Consider the following 22,608-nt stretch of genomic DNA (forward strand, 5'->3'; position numbering starts at 1 on the left):
CCTGCCCGTTCGCCCTAGCCAGTTGTCAGACGATCGGGCAGAATCCGTCCCAAGCTCACTTCACCCCCGACGTCTGACAACGTTGCTCGGTCGCACCGCCACAAGTGGGCTGCCGAGGGCGATGGAGGCTTACGCAGTGTCCGATGAGACACGACCGTCCAACCGGCCGGCAACCTTTAGCGAGGTTTTCGGCGAGCGCGAATACCGGGCGGTCTTTGCGGCGAGTCTGCTCTCCTGGCTCGGCGACTACATCTCCAAAGCCGCGGTCACGGTCATCGTCTATCAGCAGTCGCAGTCCGTCGCCCTGTCGGCCGCCGCGTTCGCGATCAGCTACCTGCCCTGGTTGGTCGGCGGCCCGCTGCTGGCCACGCTGGCCGAGCGCTACCCGTACCGCAACGTCATGGTCTGCTGCGACCTGGCGCGGATGGCACTCATCGCGCTGATCGTGATCCCCGGCGTGCCGGTGCCGGTCATGCTGGTCATCCTGTTCGTCGCGACGCTGGCCAACCCGCCCAGTCAGGCGGCCCGGTCGGCGCTGCTGGCGGTGATCCTGCCCGGCGACAAACTGGTCGTCGGCCTGTCGCTCAACAACAGTGTGAGCCAGGCGGCCCAGGTCGCGGGCTACGCCGTCGGCGCGGGCATCGCGGCCTTCAACCCCCGCGCGGCGATCGTCGTCGACTCGTGCACGTTCCTCGCCTCGGCGCTACTGATCTGGTTCGGCACGAAGCACCGGCCGCCGGCGATGCCCGAACACCACCGGTCCAACCTGTTCCGCGAGACCGCCGAGGGCTTCCGCCTGGTCTTCGGCCGCCCGGTGCTGCGCGGCATCGCGCTGCTCGTCTTCTCCGCGATGCTCTTCTCGATCGTCCCGGAGGGCCTGGCCGCCGCCTGGGCCCAGGAGAAGGCCGAAGGCACCGCGGCCGGCGCCTACCAGGCCCTGATCATGGCGGCCAACCCGCTCGGCTTCATCATCGGCGGCCTGGCGATGGCCCGCCTGGTGCCGCCACACGTCCGCCGCCGGCTGGTGCGCCCGTTCGCGGTGATCTCCCCGCTGATCCTGGTGCCGTCACTGCTCAACCCGTCACCCGTCTGGGTGGCGGTGCTGGCGGCGATCTCCGGGTTCGCGGTGGCCGGCCTGATGCCGGTGGCCAACGGCCTCTTCGTCCAGGCCCTGCCGCACGGCTACCGAGCCCGCGCCTTCGGCGTGATGGCCACCGGCGTCCAACTCATGCAGGGCGCCGCGGTCCTGATCACCGGCGTCCTGGCCGAACACTTCGAGATCCCGCTGGTGGTCGGGGTCTGGAGCATCGGCGGGGTCGCGCTGATGCTGTTCATGGCCAGCAGTTGGCCGAACACCCACCAGTTCGACGTAGCGATCGCGGAAGCCGCCAAGTCCCACCCGGACGCGGAGGAACGCCCGCCGGCCCAACGCGGCCCCTCCAGCCCCCGCCCGGCCCACGCCCAACCGTAGGCATCGCCTGCCGGTCTGGACACCACTGCGGGCGGCCCGCCACGATGTCGTCTGTGGATGCCATGGACTTGGCCCGAATCGCCGAACTGCTGCGTGTCCGTAACGGCATCGACGCGCGGATCGCGGCGATCACCGACAGACCGATGACCTCCGGTCATTTGGGCGAGTGGATCGCGAGCCAGATCTTTGACATCGACCTCGAACCCTCGGCGGCGAAAGCCGCGGTCGACGGGCGATTCCGATCCGGGGCGTTGGCGGGCCGCACAGTCAACGTGAAGTGGTATTTGAAACGCGAAGGTCTGGTCGACGTGACCGAGTCCGCCGACCTGGACTATTACCTGGTGCTGGCCGGCCCGCCCGGTCCGGCGGTCAGTTCACGCGGCACCGTCCGGCCGTGGTGCGTCACCGCGGTCTACCTTTTCGATGCCGAACGGCTACTGCAGCAGTTGAGGGCGGCCGGGGTCCGGATCGGCACGGCGAGCAGCGTACGGGCCGCGCATTGGGACGCCGCCGAGATCTGGCCCGAGGACCGGCGCGGGGACGGCGTGGTCGACGCCAGCCAGGCGCGCCAGCTTCGGCTCCTGTCCGAGGTCTGACCGTCAGGGGCGCCTTGCGGCGGCGGTCGGCAGGAGGCTGGTCGCACAGTCGACGATGGTGTCCGTTGCTGGGCGTGGGGTGAAGCCCAGCAGTTGTTGGGCCTTGGCCGAGCTGAAGGTCAGGTCGCGTCCGAGCAGCGGGGTCAGCGGCCGCAGCGGCGGCACCACCCGGGCCAGTGTGCGGACCACGCCGTCCGGGACCCCGCGGGTCGGCACCTTGGCGGCGTGCGCGCCCAGGTGGCTTCGCAGCACGGCGGCGATCTCGGCCAACCACCGGAACTCGCCCGCGCCGATGAAGCGTTCGCCCGCGGCGGCCGGTGCGGTCATCGCGCGGATGTGCAGGTCGGCCAGGTCGCGTACGTCCACGATGCTAAAGCCGAACCGGGGCAGCACCGGTGGGCGGCGGGCCAGCAGGCGGGCGATCACGTCGACCGAGCCGGCGTTGCCAGGGGAGCGCAGCGGGCCGAAGACGGCCGCCGGCAGCACTGTGGTGAGCTCCGTGTCGCCGCCCTGCGTGGCCATGAAATTCCACGCCGCGCGTTCGGCCAGGAGCTTCGAGCGGCGGTACGGGTTCAGGCTCGGGTCGTCCGGGTCCGTCCAGACGGTCTCGTCGCTGACGCCGTGCGGGTCCGCGGGCGTCGTGGCGGCGGTCGACGACGTCAGCACCACCCGCCGCACGCCCGCCCGGGTCGCCGCGCGCAGGACCCGCAGCGCGCCGTCGCGGGCCGGGCCGATCAGGTCGGCGCGACGGTCCGTGCCGCCCAAGGGTGAGGCGACGTGCAGCACGTAATCGCAGCCGGCCACGGCCGCGTCCCAGCCGTCGTCCCGGGTCAGGTCGGCGCTCACGACCTCGACCTGGTCGCCGTGCGCCGTCCGCCCCGGGTCGCGGACCGTCGTCCGGACCGCGAAACCACGGTCCAACAGGCCGGCGATGCACCAGCCGGCGACGAACCCGGTCCCGCCGGTCACCAGTACGCGTTTCATCGTGATCATCTCCTTGTCTACGGTTGTAGACTAACGCGCACGACAGGCCACGTCTACGGTCGTAGACTTACGACAGGGGAGCGAGCATGGCGGAAGCCCGCCGCCGGGACGCGGCGGCCACCCGGGCGGCGATCCTGGCCTCGGCCAGGGTGGGGTTCGCGCGCGGCGGCTACGACGGTGTCGGTGTGCGCGAGATCGCCGAGGGAGCCGGCGTGACGGCGATGATGGTCAACCGCTACTTCGGGTCCAAGGAGCAGCTCTTCGCCGAGGTCGTCGCCCAGATCATGGCCGAGCCGACGATCCTGACCCGGGCCAACATCGAGGCGCCCGACTTCGCCGACCGGATCGCCGCGAACCTCGTCGACATCACGGCCGGCGGCGCCACCCCGTTGGACGGCTTCCTGATCATGCTGCGCTCGTCGTCGAGCGACCAGGCCGCCGAGATCGGGCGCGCGCAGATCGAGGCGCACTACCACCGTGTGCTGACCGAGGCACTGGCCGGCGACCTCGCGCCCCAGCGTGCCGCGATCGTGCTGGCCCTCGTGTCCGGCATCCAGGTCATGCGACAGGTGCTCGCGCTGTCCGCGCTGACCGACGCCGACCCCGCTGACCTTCGCGGGCTGCTGGAGCCGTTGTTCCGGCAGCTCGTCCGAGCCCCGTAAGCAAGAGCACATCCGGCCAAGATCGAAAACTGGATAGGCTGGCCGTCGTGCGTAATGTCGTAATCACGGCCTTCGTCTTCTGGACCGTCATGCTCGGCACGACGGTACCCACGCCGCTCTATCCGCTCTACGAGCAGTCGTTCGGCATCGTTCCGGTCGAGATCACGGTCCTTTTCGGCGTGTACGCGCTCGGCGTCGTCGTCGGCCTGCTGACCCTCGGCCGGCTCTCCGACCAGATCGGCCGCAAACCCGTGCTGGCCATCGCGCTGCTGCTCTCCGCCGCCGCCGCGGCACTGTTCCTCGTCTCCGACAGCCTCGGCATGCTGCTCGCCGCCCGGGTGATCTCCGGCTTCTCGGCCGCCCTGGCCACCGGCGCCGGCACCGCCGCGATCGCCGAGCAGCTACCCGAACGCCGCAAGTGGCTCGGTCCCGTGCTCGCCCTGCTGGCCAACATGGGCGGCCTGGCCTCGGGCACGATGCTCTCCGGCCTGCTGGCCCAGTGGGCGCCCCACCCGCTGCGGCTGAGCTGGGTGGTCGACCTCGCGCTCATCGCGGCCAGCCTGATCGGGCTCACCCTGGTCGCGGAGACGGTCCGCCGCGGCCGCGCCACGTTCCACCTCGAACGGCTCCGGATCCCGCACGAGATCCGGGGCGACTTCATCCGGGCGGCGGCCACCGGCGGTGCCGGATTCGGCGTGCTCGGCGTGCTCACGTCGGTCACCGGCATCCTGCTCGGCGTGGAGCTCGGCAAGCACGACCCGGCGCTGACCGGGTTCGTGGTGTTCCTCGGGTTCGTCTCCACGGCCGCGGGGCAGCTCATCGACCGCCGGTTGCCGCCCCGGCTGTCATTGCCGCTCGCCTGCGTGGCCCTGATCGTCGGCGCGGCGTTGATCGCTTCCGCGGTGCTCGGCGCCGCACTGCCGCCCCTGCTGGCCGCCGCGGTGGTGGTCGGCCTCGGCACCGGCAGCGCGGTCAGTGCCGGCCTGCGGGCAATCGCGACCGGTGTGCCGCCGGAACGCCGCGGTGGGGCCTTCTCGGCCCTGTTCGCGATCCTCTACACGCTGCTCGCCCTGCCGGCGATCGGCGTCGGCATCGTCATCGAGTACGCCGGCCTGCGCTGGGCGGGCGGCATCTTCACCCTCGTGGTCGCGCTCCTGGCCGCGGCGGTGCTGATCAGCCTCAGCTCCCGCCGCCGCCAACCCAGCCACGCGTGACAAACGCGAAAGGCCCAGCCCATGAACGCGAGCCGGGCCCTTCGTGACAGTAAGTCAGGCTGAGGCGGTCGCCAGCACTCCGAACTCGGAGTACGGCGGCAGCCCCTGCCAGGTCACCTGGGCCGAGTCGATGAAGTATTGCTGGCCCGGGTCCCAGGTGTGGCCCTTCGCCCGGCGGTGGTAGATGTAGCCGAACGGGTGCGTCCGGTAGATCAGGCCACCGTCTGCCTTGACGCGGGTGATGATGCCCAGGTCGACCGAGCGCGGCACCGGCCGCCAGCCGCCCGCGTTCTCCAGGTCGCCCCGGCCGATCATGATCGTGCCGCCGGCCACCGACTCCGCGAACGACTCCGGGTTGCCGAACTTGCGGCGGATCGTCTCGTTGCGGTCCTCGAGGTGGACGAACTCGGCGCCCTTGCCGACCATCGTCGCGCCGGAGTAGTGCCGGCCCAGGACCAGGTCCCACAGGTGCTCGGGGCCGTACGTGTCGTCGTCGTCGACCTTGGTCACCAGGCTGCCGTTGGAGCGCGCGGTCACGAGGCCGAGCCCGGTGCCGAAGTCGACGTGGGCCGGCACCTCGACCACGGTGACCGGCCGCGCGGACCGGGCCACCCAGGCGGTGAGCGCGTCCGGAGCCGGGCAGCCGTGCAGGCCGACCACGATCTCCAGCTCGGGGTACGACTGCTTCTCCAGCGCGTCGAGCACCGGACCGAGGATCTCCGGCCGCCGCGTCATGAGGATCGCGCTGACGCTCGGGAGCTGGCGCAGCAGCGGGAAGCCCTCCGCGGCGAGGCGGGGGAGCACCAGCTCGGACGAGTGGCCGCGCAGCGCGGCCCGGCGCTGCCGGATGCTGTGCACTTCCAGCGCCACGGAGTCGGTGACGTCGGGCGCCGGCTCGGCCAGGATCGCGGCGAGCTCCGGCGCGAGCAGCTTCGCCACCGCGGGCTGCAGGTCGGGCGCCAGCAGCACCGCGCCGGTCGCCGCCACCTGCACCAGCAGCGCGGCCGCCTGGGCGGGGTCGCCCTGGTAGCCGGCGAGGTCGCCGACGTCGATGGTGGCCCGGCGGCGGACCATCTCGATGGTGAGCTGGTCGAGGCCGATCCCGTCGAGCCGGCCGGAGCGCACGGTCGGCCCCGACTGGGCGTCGCCGAAGACCAGTCGCTGGGTGCCCTTGACCGTGCGGTCGGGGCGGCCCCGCGGGTTGATCCGGATCGCGTCGAGCAGCACCGCGCCGCCGGCCTGGGCCGCGTCGCTGGTCAGCACGACACCGGCCGCGCTCGGGTCGGCGGCCGGGTCGGCCGTCAGCAGCACGTCCGTCGGCCGGATCTCGTCGGGCTTCGGCAGCTTGCCGACGCGTGCGCTCGGCGGCAGGAACGCCGGAGGTGTGCCGGTCGCGGCGATGTCGGCGCTGGCCGGCATCGGCATCCGGCGCACCGGGAGCAGCGCGTTGAGCGCGCTGCGCACGATGTCGCGCAGCGGCAGCGGCTCGTGCAGGCGGAACGTGACCGAAGCCACACCGCGCCAGCGCAGCGGCAGAGACACCTGGTGCCGGCGCAGCCTGGGCAGCGGGTCGACGGCGCCGGCCCAACCGGGCCGGATGGTCTGCCAGATCGTCATGATCCGGACGGCGCGGGCGGGTGCCACCGACTCCGGCGCCGCCATCAGCTCACGCAGGTGACCCGGGCTGGCCGCGAGGATCAGGACCCGTTGCCGGGGCAGCCGGATGACCCGCAGACCGATCAGGCGCTTGATCCGGTTGAGGCGGCCGCGCGGCCGGGGGCAGTCGAGCAGGGACCAATATGACGACACGCGGCTAGGGTACGGCGTCCGGCACGCGCGGTTCAGCCCTGGCCGGCCGGGTTGCCCGGCGGACCATCCGGACCTGCATCCGGCGCCCCGCCCGCAACGCCTCGAAGAGCAGGAATGCGTTGCGCGCGACCAGGCGGTGCTTGACGCCCTCGTCGCCGGCCGGCAGGGGGTAGCCGCCCGCCGGCCGCTCGGCCCGGTAGAAGGCCACGACGCGGGCGAAGAACTCGCGGCGCAGGTGCTGCGGCAGGCGCGCGCTGTGGTTGAGCACCCGGAGCACGTGCCAGATCGCCCGTTCGAAGATCGGTGAGCGCAGCGCCGCGTCGGCCGGGCCACGGCCGTTCAGGAACTGGAACACGAACTCCCACTGCCCGATGACGTCCATGTGCCGCGGGCTGACGGTACGGGTGATCGAGCCCGTCGGCCGCTGGCGGTAGGCGTACGCGGTGAAGTCCAGCAGGGTGATCCGCTCGGCGGCGATCATCAGGGGCACCGAGAACGCGACGTCCTCGTACCAGCCGGGACGGAACACCAGGCCCAGGTCGACGAGCAACTGGCGGCGGATCACCTTGTTGCAGGCGATGTGCAGGAGCTTGACCAGCCCTGGCACCTCGGCGAGGCGGAATGTGTCGGGCGCCGGGCCGGCCTTGCCGACCGTGGACTCCGAGACGCGCCCGGTGTCCCAGACCTTGGCGAAGCCGGTGATCAGCAGGTCGGCCTCGGTCTTCGCCAGTCGGTCGGCGACCTCCTGGACCGCCCCCTCGGTGAGCCAGTCGTCACTGTCGACGAACCAGACGTAGTCACCCGTCGCGGCGGCGAGGCCGGCGTTGCGCGCCGCGCCGAGCCCGCGGTTGGTCGGAAAGCTGAGCACCCGGACGCGGCTGTCGCGGGCGGCGTAGTCGGCCAGGATCGCCGCGCACCCGTCGTCGGACGCGTCGTCGACGGCGATCAGCTCGAGGTCAACAAAGCTCTGACCGAGGATCGAGTCGAGACACTCGGCCAGGTATTCCTCGACCCGGTAGACCGGGACCACCACACTGAGCAGCGCCATCCCGTGCTGCCTTCCTTCGCGGGAAATGGGTGAAGTCTAGGGCGGGTGGTCAAGCCCCGGCAGCCCCGTCAGAACAGGCCCGCGAACCAACTCCAGGCGCTGACGACCCAGTCGATCTGGCGCAGGTACGCGATGCCCACGCCGGCCAGGAAGACGGCGGTGACGAGGTGGGCGCCGCGCGCGGACCGGCGTACCCGGCCGAGCTGTTTCTCCCACACGACCCGGCCGACCACCCGCGCCAGCGCGTACAGGCCGAGCGCGACCAGGCCGGTCAGCACGAAGAGGGCGAACGGGGTGCCGAGGTTGCCGCCGTCGGAGATGGCCCACAGGCCCCAGCAGACGAAGGCGAACAGCGCGCCGGTGAGCATCAACCGGGCGCCGCGGCGGAACAGCCGGAGCTCTTCGGAGAACACCGGGCGCGGGATCGAGCCTGTCTCGCCGGGCCAGCCGGTGCCGGTCGGAATGTGCGGTCCCGTCGGCTCGGCGCGTCTGGCCGGACCCACCTGCGCCCGCCCGCTCCGGAACGGATTCTGGCCCTCGGGCGGCATCTCGACGGTGCGCTCGGCCCACGGCTCGCGTTGGTCGGTCATCACGCCCCCTTCCTGACGCCAGGGTAGCGAGCCGACAAACCGGTCGCCCCCGGGCCGGCAATCCGGTACGCAGAACGCATGACTTCCCCCGACGTGGTGCTGCGGCCGGCTACCGCCGACGACTTCGAACCCATCGCCACGATGCTAGGTGTGGTGTTCCACCACACGCAGGACCCCGCGGTGCTGGCCGTCGAACGGCCCCTGGTGGACCCGACGCGCGGGCTGGTCGCGGTCGACGGTGACACGATCGTCGGCAACGCGGCCTCGTTCGACCGCGAGATCGCCGTACCCGGCGGTGCGCTGCCGTGCGCGCACGTCACCGGCGTCGGCGTCCTGCCGACCCACCGGCGGCAGGGCATCCTGCGCCGGCTGATGGAGCGCCAGCTCCGCGAGGTCTCCGCTGCCGGGCGCGAGCCGATCGCCGCGCTCTGGGCCAGCGAGACGGCGATCTACCCGAGGTTCGGCTACGGCGAGGCCGGCGCCCGGATCCGTTTCCAGGCCGACCTCACCAGCACCGGGCTGCCCGCGCCAGCGCCCGGCCGACTCCGCGCCGGCTCGCCGGACGCGCTGCGCCCCGAGTTGGTCAAGGTCTACGACGAGGTCCGGCATCGCCGGCCGGGCTGGTCGAGCCGCGACGAGAACTGGTGGAGCTACTTGCTCGCGGACGTGCCCTCCGAGCGCGACGGCGCGACGGAGCGGCAGGCGATCGTGCACGAGAACGCCGACGGCACGGTCGACGGCTTCGCGCTGTGGCGGGTCAAGAACGAGTGGAACGAGGGCGGCCCGGCGGCCGAGGTCCGCGTCGACGAGGTGGTCGCCGCCGGCCCGGACGCGTACCGCGCGCTCTGGCGCTTCTTGTTCTCGCTCGACCTGACCCGGCGACTGACCTACTCGTTCGCGACGCCCGACGAGCCCCTGTTCCACCTGGTGCCGGAGCCGCGCCGGCTCGGCGCCACCACGGCCGACGGGCTGTGGGTGCGGCTCGTAGACGTAGCGGCGGCGCTGCGCGGGCGGGCCTACAGCGCCCCCCTCGACGTGGTCGTCGAGCTGACCGACGCGATCCTGCCCGGCAACGCCGGCCGCTGGCGGCTCTCCACGGACGGCAACACGACGACCTGCGAGCGCACGACCGACCCCGCGGACCTGGCCTGCGACGTGTTGGAGCTGGGCGCCGCCTACCTCGGCGGCACCTCGTTGGCCGCGCTCGGCCGGGCCGGCCGGGTCCATGAGTGGCGCCCCGGCGCGTTGGCCGCCGCCGACGCCGCCTTCCACTGGCACCAGGCTCCCGGCGGAGCGGAGGTGTTCTGACGGGGGGAACGGGTACGGTGCTCGACAATGGGAGGAGGCGCGATGGGTGACAACGAACGGCGTCGGCGGCGCCAGCGCCACCCGGCGGACCGGCCCGTGCCGGCACCGCCACCGTCCGATCCCGACGACGGCCTGCCCTCGGCGACCACCCCCGAGGTGCACGACCCCGCGCCACCACCCGCTCCCCGCCGCCCCGATCCCAGCGAGAGCCGGCCGCGCCGCCCGGCCGGCCCGCGCCCGATGGGTGGGTTGCCACCGTCGGAGGAACGCGAGGCCGAGCGCGGGCTGCGCGGGTTGGTCGGCTCAGGCGCGTCCCAGGTCGGCATCACCGCGGCGATGCGGGCCCGCGACGCGTCCCGGCCCAGCGCGGCGGAAGAGGCACAGGCGATGGAGCGCCTGGTCGTCGTCCGCCGCAACTGGGTGCCCCGCGAGGACCTGCCCCGCGGGAGCACCGGCCCACGCCCCAAGACCTAGGCGGGCAGCGCCGGCAGTTCCTGGGCGACCTCGTAGTCGGCGACCTCGGCGATCCGGCGGGAGTGCCGCTCGGCGCCCGAGAACTCGGTCGAGAGGAACGCCTCGACCAGCGCGGTCGCCTCGTCGAGCGAGTGCTGGCGCGCACCGACACCGGCCACGTTGGCGTCGTTGTGCTGGCGGCTGAGCCGCGCCGTGTCGAGGTTCCAGATCAGCGCGGCGCGTACCCCTCTGATCTTGTTGGCGGCGATCTGCTCGCCGTTGCCGGAACCGCCGATCACCACGCCGAGGCTGCCCTCGTCGGCCACCACCTTGGCGCCGGTGTGCAGGCAGAACGCCGGGTAGTCGTCCTCGGCGTCGTAGCTGTGCGCACCGACGTCGACCACGTCGTAGCCGGTTGCGGCGAGGTGGGTGACAAGGTGGGACTTGAGTTCGAAGCCGGCGTGGTCGGAGCCGAGGTAGACGCGCATGGTCAGCAGTCTCTCAGTGGTCGCCGAGCTCTGCGAGCACCAGGCCACCTCGCGCCTTCGGGGTGAACCAGGTGCTCTTGCGCGGCATCTTGGCCCGGGCCAGGTTGACCGCCACGAAGTCGTCGACGGTCACCGGCGCGACCAGGATCGCCAGCTCAGCCCGGCCGGCGTCGACCTCGCCGGTCAGCCACTGCGCCGGGTAGTCGCCGCCGACGTAGGTGATCCGCTTGTCGCCGGGCTCCAGGCCCAGCGCGTCGCGCAGGATGATCCGCTCGACCAGCGCGTGGTCGAGGTTCTCGACCCGGCTCACCGCGGGGTCGTGCGGCAGCGTCACCGCGTGCGCCGCGCCGGCGGCGTACAGGACGACCGAGGTCGGTTGTGGATCGGTCACCGGTGTGACCTGCGCGCCCGCGGCGCGCAACGCGTCGAGCAGCTCCGCCGGGGTGCTGGTCAGCTCGCTGATCAGCCGGTTGTAGGGCTGGATCGCGACCGAGCCGGGCGTGGTGATCACGGCGAGGAAGCGCGGCAGTCCGCCGGTCTGCGCGGCCAGGCTGCGGTGGTTGCCGTCGGCGACGACGAGCTCGCCGCCGCCGGCCAGTGCGGCCAGCCGGTCCTGGGTCTCGCCGGGGCCGAGCGGCCAGATCGCGTGGGTGCGGCCCGCCTGGTCGAGGTCGGTCGCGGCGGGCGCGCCGGCCGCGTCGCAGGCCTCGGCGAGCGCCGCGTGCAGCTCCGCGCCCCGCCCGGTCTGCAGCAGGAGCACGGGGGAGAGCAGGTGGCCGACCGCCTCGGCGAGGGCGACCCGCTCGCGCACCTTCTCGATGAACACGTCCTCGTTGCGGATCACGAGGCCCGGCTCGTCGGCGCTGGTCGAGATCTGGTCGGTGTCGACCATGGCCCACAGGCCGTACGCGGGCTCCTCGCCGGGCGCGGTGATCCGGTAGAGCACCATCGCCTGGTCGGCCGGCGTGTAGCTGTCGTCGGCCTTGGCGTCGGTGAGCCGCTGGGCGGCCGTCGGCAGCGAGTCGAGGAAGGAGCGTCCGCCCGCGTCCGGGGCGCGGTGCGGCATCTCGATCGCGAGCGCGCTGCGCGGGTTGTCGGCGATGATCGCGGTGATCTCGTTGTCGTCGGCGAACTCGTCGTAGTTCTGCGCGCCGGTGCCGCCGGTGGTGATCCAGGCCCGGGCGATCGGGTGCACGATCGTCATGTCCGAAACGCTACCGATGGGCGTGCGAGTGACGGCCGACACCCAGGCGTCCGTCTCAGGCTATGGCCACGACACGCGGATCCCGGGCCGCCGGCACCAGCATGTCGAGCCGGTCCAGGGCGGTCGGGTCACCCGTCGGTGGCGCGATCGGGGCCGGCAGCGCCGCGACCACGTCCATGCCGCAGGGCGCCGCTCCGACCAGGATCGGCGGCGCCAGCAGGTCGACGACGTGGTCGGGCAGCGCCGGCGCGATGGTTTCCCAGCGGCCTTCGTCGACCGACCAGTAGGCGGCGCCGATGCTCTCGGCGACCTCGTGGGGAGTGTGCTGCGACATGGGCGATCCTTCGATGCGAGGGTGCCTTTCGACACCCTACGCAACGAATCGATCAACCAGCCGGAAAGGGTCCGATCAGTCGAAAATCGGACCCACGTCGCGGGTCCGCTTGAGCTCGAAGAAGCCCGGCGTGCCCGCGACCAGGACGACGCCGTCCCAGAGCCGGCCGGCGGCCTCACCCTTCGGCGCCGGCGTGACGACCGGGCCGAAGATGGCGACGCGGCCACCGTCCGGGCCGGGCGCGTGGATCACCGGGGTGCCCACGTCCATGCCGACCGGCTTCATGCCGGCGTCGTGGCTGGCCCGCAACGCGTCGTCGTACTCGGTGCTCTCGCCGGCCTCGATCAGCGCGGGGTCGAGGCCGACCTCGGCGAGGGCGGCCGCGTAGAGCTCCGGGCCGCGCTCCTGCTTGCCCGGGTGGATCCGGGTGCCCAGCGCGGTGTAGAGGTCACGCAGCACGGCGTTGCCGTACTTCTGCTCGGCCGCGATGCAGATCCGCACCGGCGCCCAGGCCGTACGCAGGAAGTTCTTGTAGTTCTCGTCGAGCTCGTCACGGCCGGCATTGAGGACCGCGAGGCTCATCACGTGGAAGCTCACGTCCAAAGGGCGGACCTTCTCGGTCTCGAGCAGCCAGCGGGAGGTCACCCAGGCCCAGGGGCAGGCGGGATCGAACCACATGTCGACGTTCTGACGGTCATTGCTATCGGACACGGCACGTCCTTGGGGGGATCGGGGGTACGTACCCTGATATTCACCCTCGCCCAACCCTTCTGCCACCGGTGGGGCACCGTGACGTGGGTTACCGTGGTTGGCCGCGGCGGGCATGGAACACTCGAAAAAGATGTCGCCGGTGTCGTCGGCACAATGCGAATGGGAGAACGAACCGTGGCTGGTGTGCGCAACCTGACCCAGGCGGAGGCGGCCGAACGAGCGCGTCTGCTCGACGTCACCTCGTACGACATCAGCCTGGACCTGGCCTCCGCCGGGCAGGGTGACGCGCGCACGTTCCGTTCCACCACCACGATCGTGTTCGACTGCGTCGAGCCGGGCGCCGCCACCTTCATCGAGCTCGCGGCCGCGTCCGTGCACTCGGCCACGCTCAACGGCACGCCGGTCGACATCAGCGGCTGGGCCGCCGACAAGGGCCTCACGATCACCGGCCTGGCCGCCGCCAACGAGCTCGTGGTCGAGGCCGACTTCAACTACTCGACCTCGGGCCAGGGCCTGCACCGCAGCATCGACCCCGTCGACGGCGAGACCTATCTCTACAGCCAGTTCGAGACCGCCGACGCCCAGCGCGTGTACGCGTCGTTCGACCAGCCCGACCTCAAGTCGGTCTACACCTGGCACGCGACGGTGCCGGCCCACTGGAAGGTCATCTCCAACTCGCCGGTCGCCGACGTCGAGACGGCTGACTCCGGCGAGGTCAAGACCGTCCACTTCGCACAGTCCGCACGGATGTCGACCTACGTCACCGCACTGTGCGCCGGGCCGTACCACGAGGTGCGCTTCGAGCACGACGGCATCGACCTGGGCTACTTCTGCCGGGCCACCATGGCGCAGTACTTCGACCCGGACGACCTCAACCTGATCACCACGCAGGGCTTCGACTTCTACCACGCCCAGTTCGGCGTCCGTTACCCGTTGCCGAAGTACGACCAGCTCTGGGTGCCCGACTTCAACGCCGGCGCGATGGAGAACTTCGCCTGCGTCACCCACGCCGAGTCGGCGTACGTGTTCCGCTCGCAGGTCACCGACTACGAGTACGAGCAGCGGGCCAACACGATCCTGCACGAGCTCGCCCACATGTGGTTCGGCGACCTGGTCACCATGCGCTGGTGGAACGACCTGTGGCTCAACGAGTCGTTCGCCGAGTGGGCCAGCCACTGGTGCAACACCAACGCCACCCGGTTCACCGACGCCTGGACGACGTTCCTGTCGATCCGCAAGAACTGGGGCTACCGGCAGGACCAGCTCAGCTCCACCCACCCGGTCTACTGCGAGATGCCCGACCTGGAAGCGGTCGAGGTCAACTTCGACGGCATCACGTACGCCAAGGGCGCCTCGGTCATCAAACAGCTCGTCGCGTACGTGGGGATCGAGCCGTTCCTGGCCGGCCTGCGCGCCTACTTCGCCCGGCACGCCTGGGGCAACGCCACCTTCGACGACCTGCTCGGCGAGCTCGAGTCGGCGTCCGGCCGCGAGCTGCGCAAGTTCGCCGCCCAGTGGCTGGAGACGGCACAGGTCAACACGCTGCGCCCGCAGGTCTCGATCGACGATGCCGGCCTGTACGAGTCGGTCGTGGTGCTCCAGGAGGCGCCCACTGACTACCCGACGCTGCGTACGCACCGGATCGGGGTCGGCCTCTACGACCTGACGCCCGAGGGATCGCTGGTCCGGCGGGAGCTGCTGGAGATCGACGTGACCGGCGAGCGCACTGCCGTCGAGCAGCTCGTCGGTGTCCGCGCGCCCGACGTGCTGCTGCTCAACGACGACGACCTGACCTACGCCAAGCTGCGCCTCGACGAGCGCTCGATGGCCACAGTGGTGCAACACATCGACGGCTTCGACTCGTCGCTGGCCCGCGCGCTGTGCTGGGCCGCCGCCTGGGACATGCTGCGCGACGCCGAGCTCGCAGCCCGCGACTACGTAGCGCTGGCCCTGACGGGCCTGCCCGCCGAGTCGGACATCAACCTGGTGACCGCGACGCTGCGCCAGGCCGCCGGCGCCCTGTCCTACTACGCCGACCCGGAATGGGCGCCCACCGGTTGGTCCCAGCTCGCCGACACGGCCCGCACCGCGATGCTCGCGGCCGCGCCGGGCAGCGGCTTCCAGCTCGCCTGGGCCCGCGCGTTCGCCGCGGCGGCCCGGTCCGACGAGCACCTGGCCGTCCTGCGCGGCTGGCTCTCCGGCGACAACATCCCGGCGGGCCTGCCGATCGACACGGAGTTCCGCTGGTCGCTCCTGCGCGCCCTGGTCGCCAACGGCGCCGCGGACGCCACCGAGATCGAGGCGGAACTGGCCCGCGACCGCACGTCGAGCGGCGAGCGCGAGGCCGCGGAAACGCACGCCCTGATCCCGACGGCGGACAACAAGGCGTCGGTGTGGCGAGCCCTGACCGAGTCGACGGAGCTGCCGAACTGGCGCAACCGGGCGCTGCTGGTCGGCTTCCAGCACCCGACCCAGGTCGAGCTGACGGCCCCGTACGCCGCGAAGTTCTTCGAGTCAGCGGCGGCCGTGTGGGCGATGCGCGACTCGGAGCCGGCCCAGGAGTTCGTCGTGTACGGGTACCCGACGTACACGATCACGGACGAGGTCGTCGCTTCCGCGGACGCGTGGCTGTCGCAGAGCGGCCTCCCGTCGGCGCTGCGACGCCTGGTCGCGGAGGGCCGCGACACGACCGAACGCGCCCTGCGCGCCCGCCTCCGCGACATCGCCGCCTCGGAGTCCTGACCGTCGACTCGAACGCCGCGGGAGGCCCAGCGAACGGCCTGGCCTCCGCGGCGCTTGTCGAGACCAGCCACGGCACGGGTATTCGAGCGGGCCTATTTCTCGTGCCAGGGTGGGTCACGCCATGGGCCGATCTCTTGGGACGTCGTGAGCGTCAGGATGAAGTCGGGTTCGGTGCGGTCGTGGTCGGCGTCCGGGTCGACGAGTTGCACGATCTCGCAGCCGTACATTCCGGTCGGGAGGTCGAGGACCCGGTCCGCGCAATGTGGTTCGGGCAGCCGCACGTCGTCGAACTGGGCGGCCATCGCCAGCGAGTCGTAGCTCGCCACGTGGAGCTGTCCCACGGTCACCCGGATCGGTCCGCGGACTCGCCGGAAGCCCTGCCGCGGTGACACGTCGTCGACCACCACGTCGACGACCCAGGTGTCCTCGCGGCCCGTTCCCCACACCAGCAGCGACCGGTCCGCCATCGCGGACCGGAAACGACCGAACAGCGTCTCGTACGTCCATTCGTTGCTCACGAACGTCGGATAGGCGTGGTGGTCGACCAGGGCGATCAGGCCGGAGTCGTCAGTGACCGAGAAGCGTCGGCGCATGGTCCGGCAGTCTCGCAGGACGCGAGGTCAGGCGTAAGCCCCGCGGTATTCGATGGCTGCTGTCGGTGGGGCGGTGCCGCGTTTGCGGACGAAGTTGGCCACCGCTGACTGGAACTCCGGGCTCGCGAAGTCACGGTCGATCCTGGCGAGCTCGCGCGCCTGCGTCGCGGCCAGCTCGGCCTCCGTCGGCAAAGGACGCCACCGTGCGCGCCCGGCCCGTTTGCCCGCCTCCCGGTGGTTCAGGGCGAACTCGTGCACCCACTCCAGCAGGTCGTCTCCGGCCAGGCCGGACGGCGCCAGGTAGTCGACCAGGCCCTGCCTGTGCGCCTGGTAGGCGCTCAGCGGCAGGCAGTCCAGGAGCAGGTCGGCCCGGGACTGTTCGTCCGGCAGCCGCGCCGGCAATGTCAGGGTGTGGAACTCCGAACCGGTCAGGCCGCCCATGCCCACGTAGTGGTAGTTGAACGTTCGGCCCGGCACCGCGACCACGACGTCCGCGCACAGGGACAGGAAAGCGCCGCCCGCGCCGGCGTCGCCGTCCAGCAGGGCGATGACCGAGACGCCGTCGCGGCGGGCCTGGAACATGGCCAGGGCTACCTCGTTGATCGCTCGGATGTTGGCCGAGGCTTCGGTCGGAATGCCGGCGCGGGCGGCGTACACGTGATTGAGGTTGATGCCGTTGCCGAACGGGCCGCCACCCCCGCCGCGCAGCACGATCTGGTCGACGTCGGTGCGGCGGGCCGCGGCGGCGATGCTGCTGGCGACCGCGTGGCAGAAGCCCGTCGACCAGGCTCCGTTGTACGCGGCCGCGGTGATCACCGCGACCGGGCCGCGCCGGCGGGTGGTGACCGGGCGGTACGACGTCGGGTCGCCCTGCCATGCCGGCAGGTAGCCGAGTGCGTCGCGCAGCCACCAGGCGGCCGGCTGTTTGAAGTCGGTCTTGACGTAGCCGATCCACACGCTGTCGCGCCGGCCGTCTCCGTGCACCGGGCCCGTCGCGACCTGGATGGCGCTGTCCGCTAGCCAGCCGACGACCTCGCCCTGGTCGCCTCGGCACGGGCCGGCGGGGTGCGCGTCGAAGACGTGGATCGGGTGGCCGAGCAGCCCGGTGCGGACGCCGGGTGCGCCGTCCCGGGCGGCCACCCGCCAGACGAGCTCCTCGGCGGGAAGCGACCAGTCGACCGCGCAGTCGTCCTGTCGCAGCACGTCGTTCCACCGGCCGAGGACGTCCGAGTGCTCGTAGTCGAGGGGGCGCGGGTCCGGCAGCGGGTCGGCCACCACCCGCTCCAGGCCGTTCAGCATGGCGGCCCGGTTCTGGTACGCGTAGATCCAGCTCTTGGTGGCCGGCCCGGCCGGATAGCGGAACGTGCTCGTGTGCACGACGTCGCCGGTGTCCCAGCCGGCCGCGGCGAGCAGCAGCGTCGTGCCGCCGAACGGCTCGCGGCGGCACCGTCCCCAGTCGATCGACGAGGCACCGCGGTCACCGAGCCGGCCGGGGTGGTTGATGACGACCCGGCCGAGCAGGTCGTCCGGCACCCGGGTCGTCAGCGTCGGCGCGAAGACCAGGTCCGGCCCGTACCACCGGTGGGCCTCGACCATGGCCTCGGGCGAGCCGGCCGGCTGGAAGGCGGTCTGGATCCCGTGGTCCCGCAGCCAGCAGTAGGCCGCCATCGTGGCACCGCCGAACCCGTTGGACAGCAACAGCACCCGTTGTACGCGACGTGAGACCACGGCAATACTCCCAATCCGGTCATCCAGTCCAACGACCGAGTCGGTCTCACCGCCGCGGCGAAACCATTCCGACCATGAATTCGGCACGAGCCCGATTAACGCGCGCCACCACCGCGCGACGACGGACCAAATGTCAGCCAGATTCGCCAGAAGCTGCCTTTCGCCCCGAACGCCGGGGAGAAGATGGGCTGTGGATCTGGGTCTGGCTGGCAAGACAGCCGTGGTCACCGGTGCCGGCAAGGGCATCGGGCTCGCGGTCACCCAAACGCTCGCTCGCGAGGGCGTACGCGTGATAGCCGGTTCGCGCACGATCACGCCCGAGCTGTCCGAGCTTGCGGGGGTGCACCCGTTCGCGCTCGACCTCGCGACGCCGGACGGACCCGTCCAGCTTCTCGCCGAGGCGCAGAAGCTCGGCGGCGCCGACATCCTGGTCAACAACGTCGGCGCGACCCGGCCCCGCCCGAACGGGTTCGTGTCGATCACCGACGACGACTGGCTGCAGACCATCACGATCAACTTCCTGGCGGCGGTACGCGCGACGCGTGCGGCCTTGCCGCAGCTGCTCGACCGGCGCGGGGTGATCGTGACGGTCTGCTCGGTCAACGCGACGCTGCCCGACCCGCTGGTGATGGACTACAGCGTGGCCAAGGCCGCCCTGCTCAACTTCTGCAAGGCGCTGTCCAAGGAGGTCGGTCCGCGCGGCGTGCGGGTCAACACGGTCAGCCCCGGCCCGGTGGAGACCGACCTGTGGCTCGGCGAGCACGGCATGGCGCAGACCGTGGGCGCGGCCACCGGCGCGAAGCCGGGCGACGTCCGGGACGCGGCGGCCGGCCAGTCGGCGACGAACCGCTTCACCCACCCGCAGGAGGTGGCGGACCTGGTGGTCTTCCTGGCCAGCGCCCTACCCGGCAACGTCACGGGCACCGACCACATCATCGACGGCGGTCTCACGACGTCGATCTAGGCCGAGGCGGACGGATGATGCCGGCGACCTCGTCGGCCACCTCGTCGGGCGGCCGGGTCGCGTCGACGACGTGCGTCGCGCGGGTGCGCTGCGGTACGACCAGGCGCCGGTGGGCCGGCAACAAGGTGCGTGAGAGGTACGGCTCGCGGTTCTCCTCGGCCGGTGACCGCTGGAGCCGGCGCCGGGATTGGACAGCGATTGACCTGTCGAGTGAGCACCTGCGGGGGCGATCCTCAGGTTCGGAGGTGCACAGTGTCCAGAATTCTTGTTCTCGGCGCCGGCCTGTGTGGGCTGTCGACCGCGATGTTGCTCGCCCGTGACGGCCACGACGTCACCGTGCTGGAACGCGACCCGGCCGAACCACCGCCGGTCGCGGACGCCTGGGAGGAGTGGCAGCGGCCCGGGGTCAACCAGTTCCGCCTGCCTCACCTGATGGCGGCCCGCTGGCGGGTCGAGATGGCCCGCGAACTGCCCGGCGTGCTCGACGACCTGGTGTCCGTCGGCGGGCTCCGGGCGAACCTGCTCGCGCTGCTGCCGGCCGCCCAGCGCGGCGACTGGCGCGCCGGCGACGAGATCTTCGAGACCGTCACCGCCCGCCGGCCCGTTCTGGAAGCGGTGCTCGCAAAGGCCGCCGCGGGTACGGCGGGCGTCACGATCCGGCGGGGTATCACGGTCAGCGGCCTGCTCACCGAAGGGACCCGCGTCACCGGTGTGCTCGCCGAGGGTGGCCACACGTTGCGGGCCGACCTGGTGGTCGACTGCGGCGGTCGCCGCTCGGCGCTCGCGTCCTGGCTGGTCGCCGCCGGTGCGCGGCGCCCGGTCGAGGAGCGGGCCGACTGTGGGTTCGTCTACTACGGCCGGCATTTCCGCAGCCGCACGGGCGTCCTGCCCGAGGGTCGCGCGAACGTCCTGCAACGGCACGAGTCGGCGTCGATCCTGACGCTGCCCGGCGACAACGGCACGTGGAGCGTCGCCCTGATCACCAGCGGCCGGGACCGGGCGATGCGTGGCCTGCGTGACCCGGCGCGGTGGGATGCCGCCGTGGCCACGTACCCCCTGGCGGCTCATTGGTGTGACGGTGACCCGGCGCCCGGAGTGGACGTGATGGCCGGCATCGAGGACCGCCATCGCACGTTCGTCGTCGACGGCGATCCGGTGGCGACCGGCGTCGTCGCGGTGGGTGACGCGTGGGCGTGCACGAACCCGTCGCTCGGGCGCGGCGCCGCGATCGGCCTGCTGCACGCCATCGGGCTGCGTGACGTGCTGCGCGACACCGACGCCGGCGAGCACGACAAGCTGGTGCACGGCTTCCACGACTGGACGATGGCCAACGTGGAGCCGCTGTACCGGGGCACCCTCTGGTTCGACGCCCACCGGCTGGCCGAGCTCGACGCCGACGCGGAAGGTGTGCCGTACCAGCACGGCGACCCGAGGTGGGCGTTCGCCCTGGCCACGTTCGCCGCGAGCCTGGGCGACCCGGAGATCGCCCGCGCGTACCAGTCGCTGACCTCGTTGTTGGCCACCCCCGACGATCTCCGCGCCCGACCCGGCCTGCCCGAGAAGATCATGAGGCTGGGTGGAGGCGCGCCCAACTATCCACTGCCAGGCCCCAGCCGCCGGGAACTGCTCGTGGCGATCGGAGACTAGAGGCGCACGTCGCCGATCTCGATCGTCCACAGCAGATCGGTGAGGTGTTCGAGAGCGCGGGCCAGATAGCGGCGGTACGTGCTCAGCGGCAGGTCGAGGACCTGGGCGGCGGCCTCCTGCGTCGGCGCGGGGCGCAGGTACGTGCGATGCAGGACGGCCCGTAGCTGCTCGCCCTTGGGCTCGTCGGCCAGGCGCACGACCGCGGCCTCGATCGTGGCGCGTAGCTGCGCCGCGGTCGGCCCGGCGTCGGTCGACGCCAGCGCCGAGCCCATCAGCGGGCTGGCGGCGAGCTGGTCAGGGCGGTGCAGCACCGGCAGCACCGCCTTGACCGCCGCGCCGAACCGGTCGCGGCCCAACGGCGGTGGGCGGAGCAGCTCGGCCGGCGGTGGTCCGGTCTCGCCGGAGTGCCCGCGTTCGCGCATCAGGTCGAGCCAACTGTCGACCGGGAGGCGGCGCCAGTCGATGCCGAAGCCGACGTGCCGTTGCCCGTCCAGCTCGACGGTGACCAGCGGTGCGAACGCCACGTGCTCGAACCGGGGCGCCCAGAAGTCCGGGTCGGAGGTGATCCCGATCGACCAGGCGAGCGGCCGGGTCAGCCATTCGATCACGCTGGAGACCGGCGCGGCGAGCACGGCGTACGGGTCGCGTTCGTACTCGTTGGCGCCCGCGACGACCCGGACGATGTTGACCAGCTCACCGGGCCGCGTGGGTCCGTGCCGCGCGACGTGGTCGAGGACGGCCCGGACCGCCGGGTCGCGGTCCTCCAGCGCGGACCCGCTGGGACAGAACAGGTGCAGGGCGAAACCGGCGACACCGTCGGGCGTACGCACGACGTAAAGGTGTTCGGGCTGCTCGTGCAGCCACGCCCGGGTCAGCTCGGCGCCGGCCGGTCCCTCGAACCGTTCGACGATCTGGCAGACCTGGTCGTGGTCGTCGGCGCGGCCCGGCACGACAGCGGCGGAGCCCAGCGTCCGCAGGGCCGAGAAGGCGGTCGCGTACGGGCTGTTGCGCTGGAGGAACAGGAGCTGCTGGGCGTGCCGCTGCCGGTCCGGGCCGGTGGTGGCGCGCAGACCGGTGACCGTGTGGGCGTGGATCACCCGGCGGTGCGCGTGGTACCGCTCGGGCATCCGGCGCTCGAACTCGGCGTCCAGCACGGCGCGGGCCAGGTCGTGGACGAACAGCCCGCGCGGGCCACGGGTGACGAACGGCCGTCGCGCCAGCCAGCGCCACACCTCGGGCGCGTCGGCGCCGACCATGCGTTCGAGCAGGTCCTCGGTGGTCAGCCAGGCGATGGCGCACGTCGCGAGGCCGGTCAGGTGCGCGTCGCCCGGCACGTCGCGCAGGAACGAACCGAGCAGCGCGGAGATCAGGTCCGGCGCGTCGGCGAGGGCGGCGGGCACCGTGCCGGTCGCCGCGAGATCGGCCAGCAGCGCGATGGTCAGCGGATGCCCCTGGCCGAGCTCCGCCAGGTGCGACCGGATCTCCGGTGCGACGCCGGCATGGGCGAGCAGGTCCGTGCTCTCCGCGGAGTCGAAATGATCGAGCTGGTGTACGGCCACGAGCCGCCGCCACCCGGCATCGGTGCGCCAGGGCGCGGCGGGCGGGTCACAGCCGGCCAGCACGACGACGGTGTCGGCGGACAGGCCCGGCACGAACTCGTCGCGCAGCCAGTCGTCGATCGGACTGAGCTCCTCGTAGCCGTCGACGAGCAGGACCGCGTCGGCCAGGTCGTGGTGGCTGACGGCGGCGGTCAGCCCGTCGGGCGACGGGTCGACCTCACGACCGTCCACCTGCACGACGGTGCGGCCGACGGCGCGGGCGCGGGCGCGGAACTCGGCCAGCAGCGTCGTCTTGCCGATGCCACCGTGGCCGTGCACGAACAGCACCCGTTGCGGCGCACGCCCGGCGACGGCGTCGTCGAAGCAGGCGAGCTCCCGGCGGCGCCCGACAAATCGCTCGCGCCGTGCGGTGTCCAGCAGGTCGCCCAGGCTCGTGGTCACGCCCTCTCCTTCGGTTGCCCCACTCTCCGCCGCGCGGCGCTCATTGGACAGCGATTAGCCAC

At 72.0% G+C, this 22,608-nt stretch carries 20 protein-coding genes; 9 read left to right on the forward strand and 11 right to left on the reverse strand.

Annotated features, from left to right (window positions below):
- The first annotated feature begins 121 nt into the window (after positions 1–121).
- Together BLV39_RS09265 and BLV39_RS09270 are read left to right on the forward strand one after the other, a co-directional pair.
- On the forward strand, positions 122–1,471 hold the full coding sequence (locus tag BLV39_RS09265; RefSeq protein ID WP_090789284.1) for an MFS transporter: 1,350 nt from the start codon (positions 122–124) through the stop codon (positions 1,469–1,471).
- A gap of 53 nt (positions 1,472–1,524) precedes the next feature.
- Positions 1,525–2,067, forward strand: coding sequence for a hypothetical protein (locus tag BLV39_RS09270; protein WP_143049694.1), 543 nt, complete (start codon positions 1,525–1,527; stop codon positions 2,065–2,067).
- Positions 2,068–2,070: 3 nt separating this feature from the next.
- Here the strand turns inward: BLV39_RS09270 and BLV39_RS09275 are convergent, their stop codons facing one another.
- A complete protein-coding gene (locus BLV39_RS09275) occupies positions 2,071–3,051 on the reverse strand; it encodes an NAD-dependent epimerase/dehydratase family protein (protein WP_090791305.1) in 981 nt (326 codons plus the stop codon).
- An 86-nt stretch (positions 3,052–3,137) separates the two neighbouring features.
- Between BLV39_RS09275 and BLV39_RS09280 the strand changes: the two genes are divergently transcribed.
- Positions 3,138–3,713, forward strand: coding sequence for a TetR/AcrR family transcriptional regulator (locus tag BLV39_RS09280; RefSeq protein ID WP_090789288.1), 576 nt, complete (start codon positions 3,138–3,140; stop codon positions 3,711–3,713).
- 47 nt (positions 3,714–3,760) lie between these two features.
- Positions 3,761–4,927 carry an MFS transporter gene (locus BLV39_RS09285; protein ID WP_090789290.1) on the forward strand — a complete coding sequence of 389 codons (1,167 nt, stop codon included), beginning with the start codon at positions 3,761–3,763 and terminating at the stop codon, positions 4,925–4,927.
- Positions 4,928–4,981: 54 nt separating this feature from the next.
- On the opposite strand, the gene BLV39_RS09290 is transcribed toward BLV39_RS09285, so the two are convergent.
- The 3 genes from BLV39_RS09290 to BLV39_RS09300 all read right to left on the reverse strand — a co-directional run bounded on the left by BLV39_RS09290 (position 4,982) and on the right by BLV39_RS09300 (position 8,374).
- Complete coding sequence (locus BLV39_RS09290; RefSeq protein ID WP_090789292.1) at positions 4,982–6,736, reverse strand: glycosyltransferase family 2 protein; 1,755 nt, start codon at positions 6,734–6,736, stop codon at positions 4,982–4,984.
- A gap of 4 nt (positions 6,737–6,740) precedes the next feature.
- Positions 6,741–7,784, reverse strand: coding sequence for a glycosyltransferase family 2 protein (locus tag BLV39_RS09295; protein WP_090789294.1), 1,044 nt, complete (start codon positions 7,782–7,784; stop codon positions 6,741–6,743).
- Between the two features lie 68 nt (positions 7,785–7,852).
- A complete protein-coding gene (locus tag BLV39_RS09300) occupies positions 7,853–8,374 on the reverse strand; it encodes a hypothetical protein (protein ID WP_090789296.1) in 522 nt (173 codons plus the stop codon).
- 78 nt (positions 8,375–8,452) lie between these two features.
- Here BLV39_RS09300 and BLV39_RS09305 point away from each other — a divergent pair, with 78 nt between their 5' ends.
- Both BLV39_RS09305 and BLV39_RS09310 read left to right on the forward strand, forming a co-directional pair.
- Positions 8,453–9,682 carry a GNAT family N-acetyltransferase gene (locus tag BLV39_RS09305; protein WP_090789299.1) on the forward strand — a complete coding sequence of 410 codons (1,230 nt, stop codon included), beginning with the start codon at positions 8,453–8,455 and terminating at the stop codon, positions 9,680–9,682.
- 42 nt (positions 9,683–9,724) lie between these two features.
- Positions 9,725–10,156, forward strand: a complete 432-nt coding sequence (locus tag BLV39_RS09310; protein ID WP_090789301.1) for a hypothetical protein — start codon at positions 9,725–9,727, stop codon at positions 10,154–10,156.
- On the opposite strand, the gene BLV39_RS09315 is transcribed toward BLV39_RS09310, so the two are convergent.
- The 4 genes from BLV39_RS09315 to BLV39_RS09330 all read right to left on the reverse strand — a co-directional run bounded on the left by BLV39_RS09315 (position 10,153) and on the right by BLV39_RS09330 (position 12,839).
- Positions 10,153–10,623 carry a ribose-5-phosphate isomerase gene (locus BLV39_RS09315; protein ID WP_090789303.1) on the reverse strand — a complete coding sequence of 157 codons (471 nt, stop codon included), beginning with the start codon at positions 10,621–10,623 and terminating at the stop codon, positions 10,153–10,155. The genes BLV39_RS09310 and BLV39_RS09315 overlap by 4 nt on opposite strands.
- 13 nt (positions 10,624–10,636) lie before the next feature.
- Positions 10,637–11,827, reverse strand: a complete 1,191-nt coding sequence (locus BLV39_RS09320; RefSeq protein ID WP_090789305.1) for a DUF1015 family protein — start codon at positions 11,825–11,827, stop codon at positions 10,637–10,639.
- Positions 11,828–11,882: 55 nt separating this feature from the next.
- Complete coding sequence (locus BLV39_RS09325; protein WP_090789307.1) at positions 11,883–12,161, reverse strand: hypothetical protein; 279 nt, start codon at positions 12,159–12,161, stop codon at positions 11,883–11,885.
- A 75-nt stretch (positions 12,162–12,236) separates the two neighbouring features.
- A complete protein-coding gene (locus BLV39_RS09330) occupies positions 12,237–12,839 on the reverse strand; it encodes a mycothiol-dependent nitroreductase Rv2466c family protein (protein ID WP_090789309.1) in 603 nt (200 codons plus the stop codon).
- Positions 12,840–13,055: 216 nt separating this feature from the next.
- Here BLV39_RS09330 and pepN point away from each other — a divergent pair, with 216 nt between their 5' ends.
- Positions 13,056–15,614 carry an aminopeptidase N gene (gene pepN, locus BLV39_RS09335; RefSeq protein WP_090789311.1) on the forward strand — a complete coding sequence of 853 codons (2,559 nt, stop codon included), beginning with the start codon at positions 13,056–13,058 and terminating at the stop codon, positions 15,612–15,614.
- 92 nt (positions 15,615–15,706) lie between these two features.
- Here the strand turns inward: pepN and BLV39_RS09340 are convergent, their stop codons facing one another.
- On the reverse strand, positions 15,707–16,207 hold the full coding sequence (locus BLV39_RS09340; protein ID WP_090789313.1) for a hypothetical protein: 501 nt from the start codon (positions 16,205–16,207) through the stop codon (positions 15,707–15,709).
- Positions 16,208–16,234: 27 nt separating this feature from the next.
- Complete coding sequence (locus BLV39_RS09345) at positions 16,235–17,935, reverse strand: enoyl-CoA hydratase-related protein (RefSeq protein ID WP_176984822.1); 1,701 nt, start codon at positions 17,933–17,935, stop codon at positions 16,235–16,237.
- Between the two features lie 190 nt (positions 17,936–18,125).
- Between BLV39_RS09345 and BLV39_RS09350 the strand changes: the two genes are divergently transcribed.
- Positions 18,126–18,899, forward strand: a complete 774-nt coding sequence (locus BLV39_RS09350) for an SDR family oxidoreductase (protein WP_090789317.1) — start codon at positions 18,126–18,128, stop codon at positions 18,897–18,899.
- 252 nt (positions 18,900–19,151) lie between these two features.
- Positions 19,152–20,546, forward strand: a complete 1,395-nt coding sequence (locus BLV39_RS09355; protein ID WP_090789319.1) for an FAD-dependent oxidoreductase — start codon at positions 19,152–19,154, stop codon at positions 20,544–20,546.
- Here BLV39_RS09355 and BLV39_RS09360 read toward each other — a convergent pair.
- Positions 20,543–22,546 carry an ATP-binding protein gene (locus BLV39_RS09360; RefSeq protein WP_090789323.1) on the reverse strand — a complete coding sequence of 668 codons (2,004 nt, stop codon included), beginning with the start codon at positions 22,544–22,546 and terminating at the stop codon, positions 20,543–20,545. The two genes, BLV39_RS09355 and BLV39_RS09360, sit on opposite strands and share 4 nt — an antisense overlap.
- Positions 22,547–22,608: the final 62 nt, after the last annotated feature.

This window comes from Asanoa ishikariensis (assembly GCF_900107455.1).
Lineage (GTDB): Bacteria > Actinomycetota > Actinomycetes > Mycobacteriales > Micromonosporaceae > Asanoa > Asanoa ishikariensis.

Excerpts from the sequence above, each read along its gene's own strand:
- BLV39_RS09300 (WP_090789296.1), bottom strand. The coding sequence starts at position 8,374 with ATGACCGACCAACGCGAGCCGTGGGCCGAGCGCACCGTCGAGATGCCG.
- BLV39_RS09280 (WP_090789288.1), top strand. The coding sequence starts at position 3,138 with ATGGCGGAAGCCCGCCGCCGGGACGCGGCGGCCACCCGGGCGGCGATC.
- BLV39_RS09320 (WP_090789305.1), bottom strand. The coding sequence starts at position 11,827 with ATGACGATCGTGCACCCGATCGCCCGGGCCTGGATCACCACCGGCGGC.
- BLV39_RS09325 (WP_090789307.1), bottom strand. The coding sequence starts at position 12,161 with ATGTCGCAGCACACTCCCCACGAGGTCGCCGAGAGCATCGGCGCCGCC.
- BLV39_RS09265 (WP_090789284.1), top strand. The coding sequence starts at position 122 with ATGGAGGCTTACGCAGTGTCCGATGAGACACGACCGTCCAACCGGCCG.
- BLV39_RS09275 (WP_090791305.1), bottom strand. The coding sequence starts at position 3,051 with ATGAAACGCGTACTGGTGACCGGCGGGACCGGGTTCGTCGCCGGCTGG.
- BLV39_RS09305 (WP_090789299.1), top strand. The coding sequence starts at position 8,453 with ATGACTTCCCCCGACGTGGTGCTGCGGCCGGCTACCGCCGACGACTTC.
- BLV39_RS09310 (WP_090789301.1), top strand. The coding sequence starts at position 9,725 with ATGGGTGACAACGAACGGCGTCGGCGGCGCCAGCGCCACCCGGCGGAC.
- BLV39_RS09315 (WP_090789303.1), bottom strand. The coding sequence starts at position 10,623 with ATGCGCGTCTACCTCGGCTCCGACCACGCCGGCTTCGAACTCAAGTCC.
- BLV39_RS09330 (WP_090789309.1), bottom strand. The coding sequence starts at position 12,839 with ATGTGGTTCGATCCCGCCTGCCCCTGGGCCTGGGTGACCTCCCGCTGG.
- BLV39_RS09295 (WP_090789294.1), bottom strand. The coding sequence starts at position 7,784 with ATGGCGCTGCTCAGTGTGGTGGTCCCGGTCTACCGGGTCGAGGAATAC.
- BLV39_RS09340 (WP_090789313.1), bottom strand. The coding sequence starts at position 16,207 with ATGCGCCGACGCTTCTCGGTCACTGACGACTCCGGCCTGATCGCCCTG.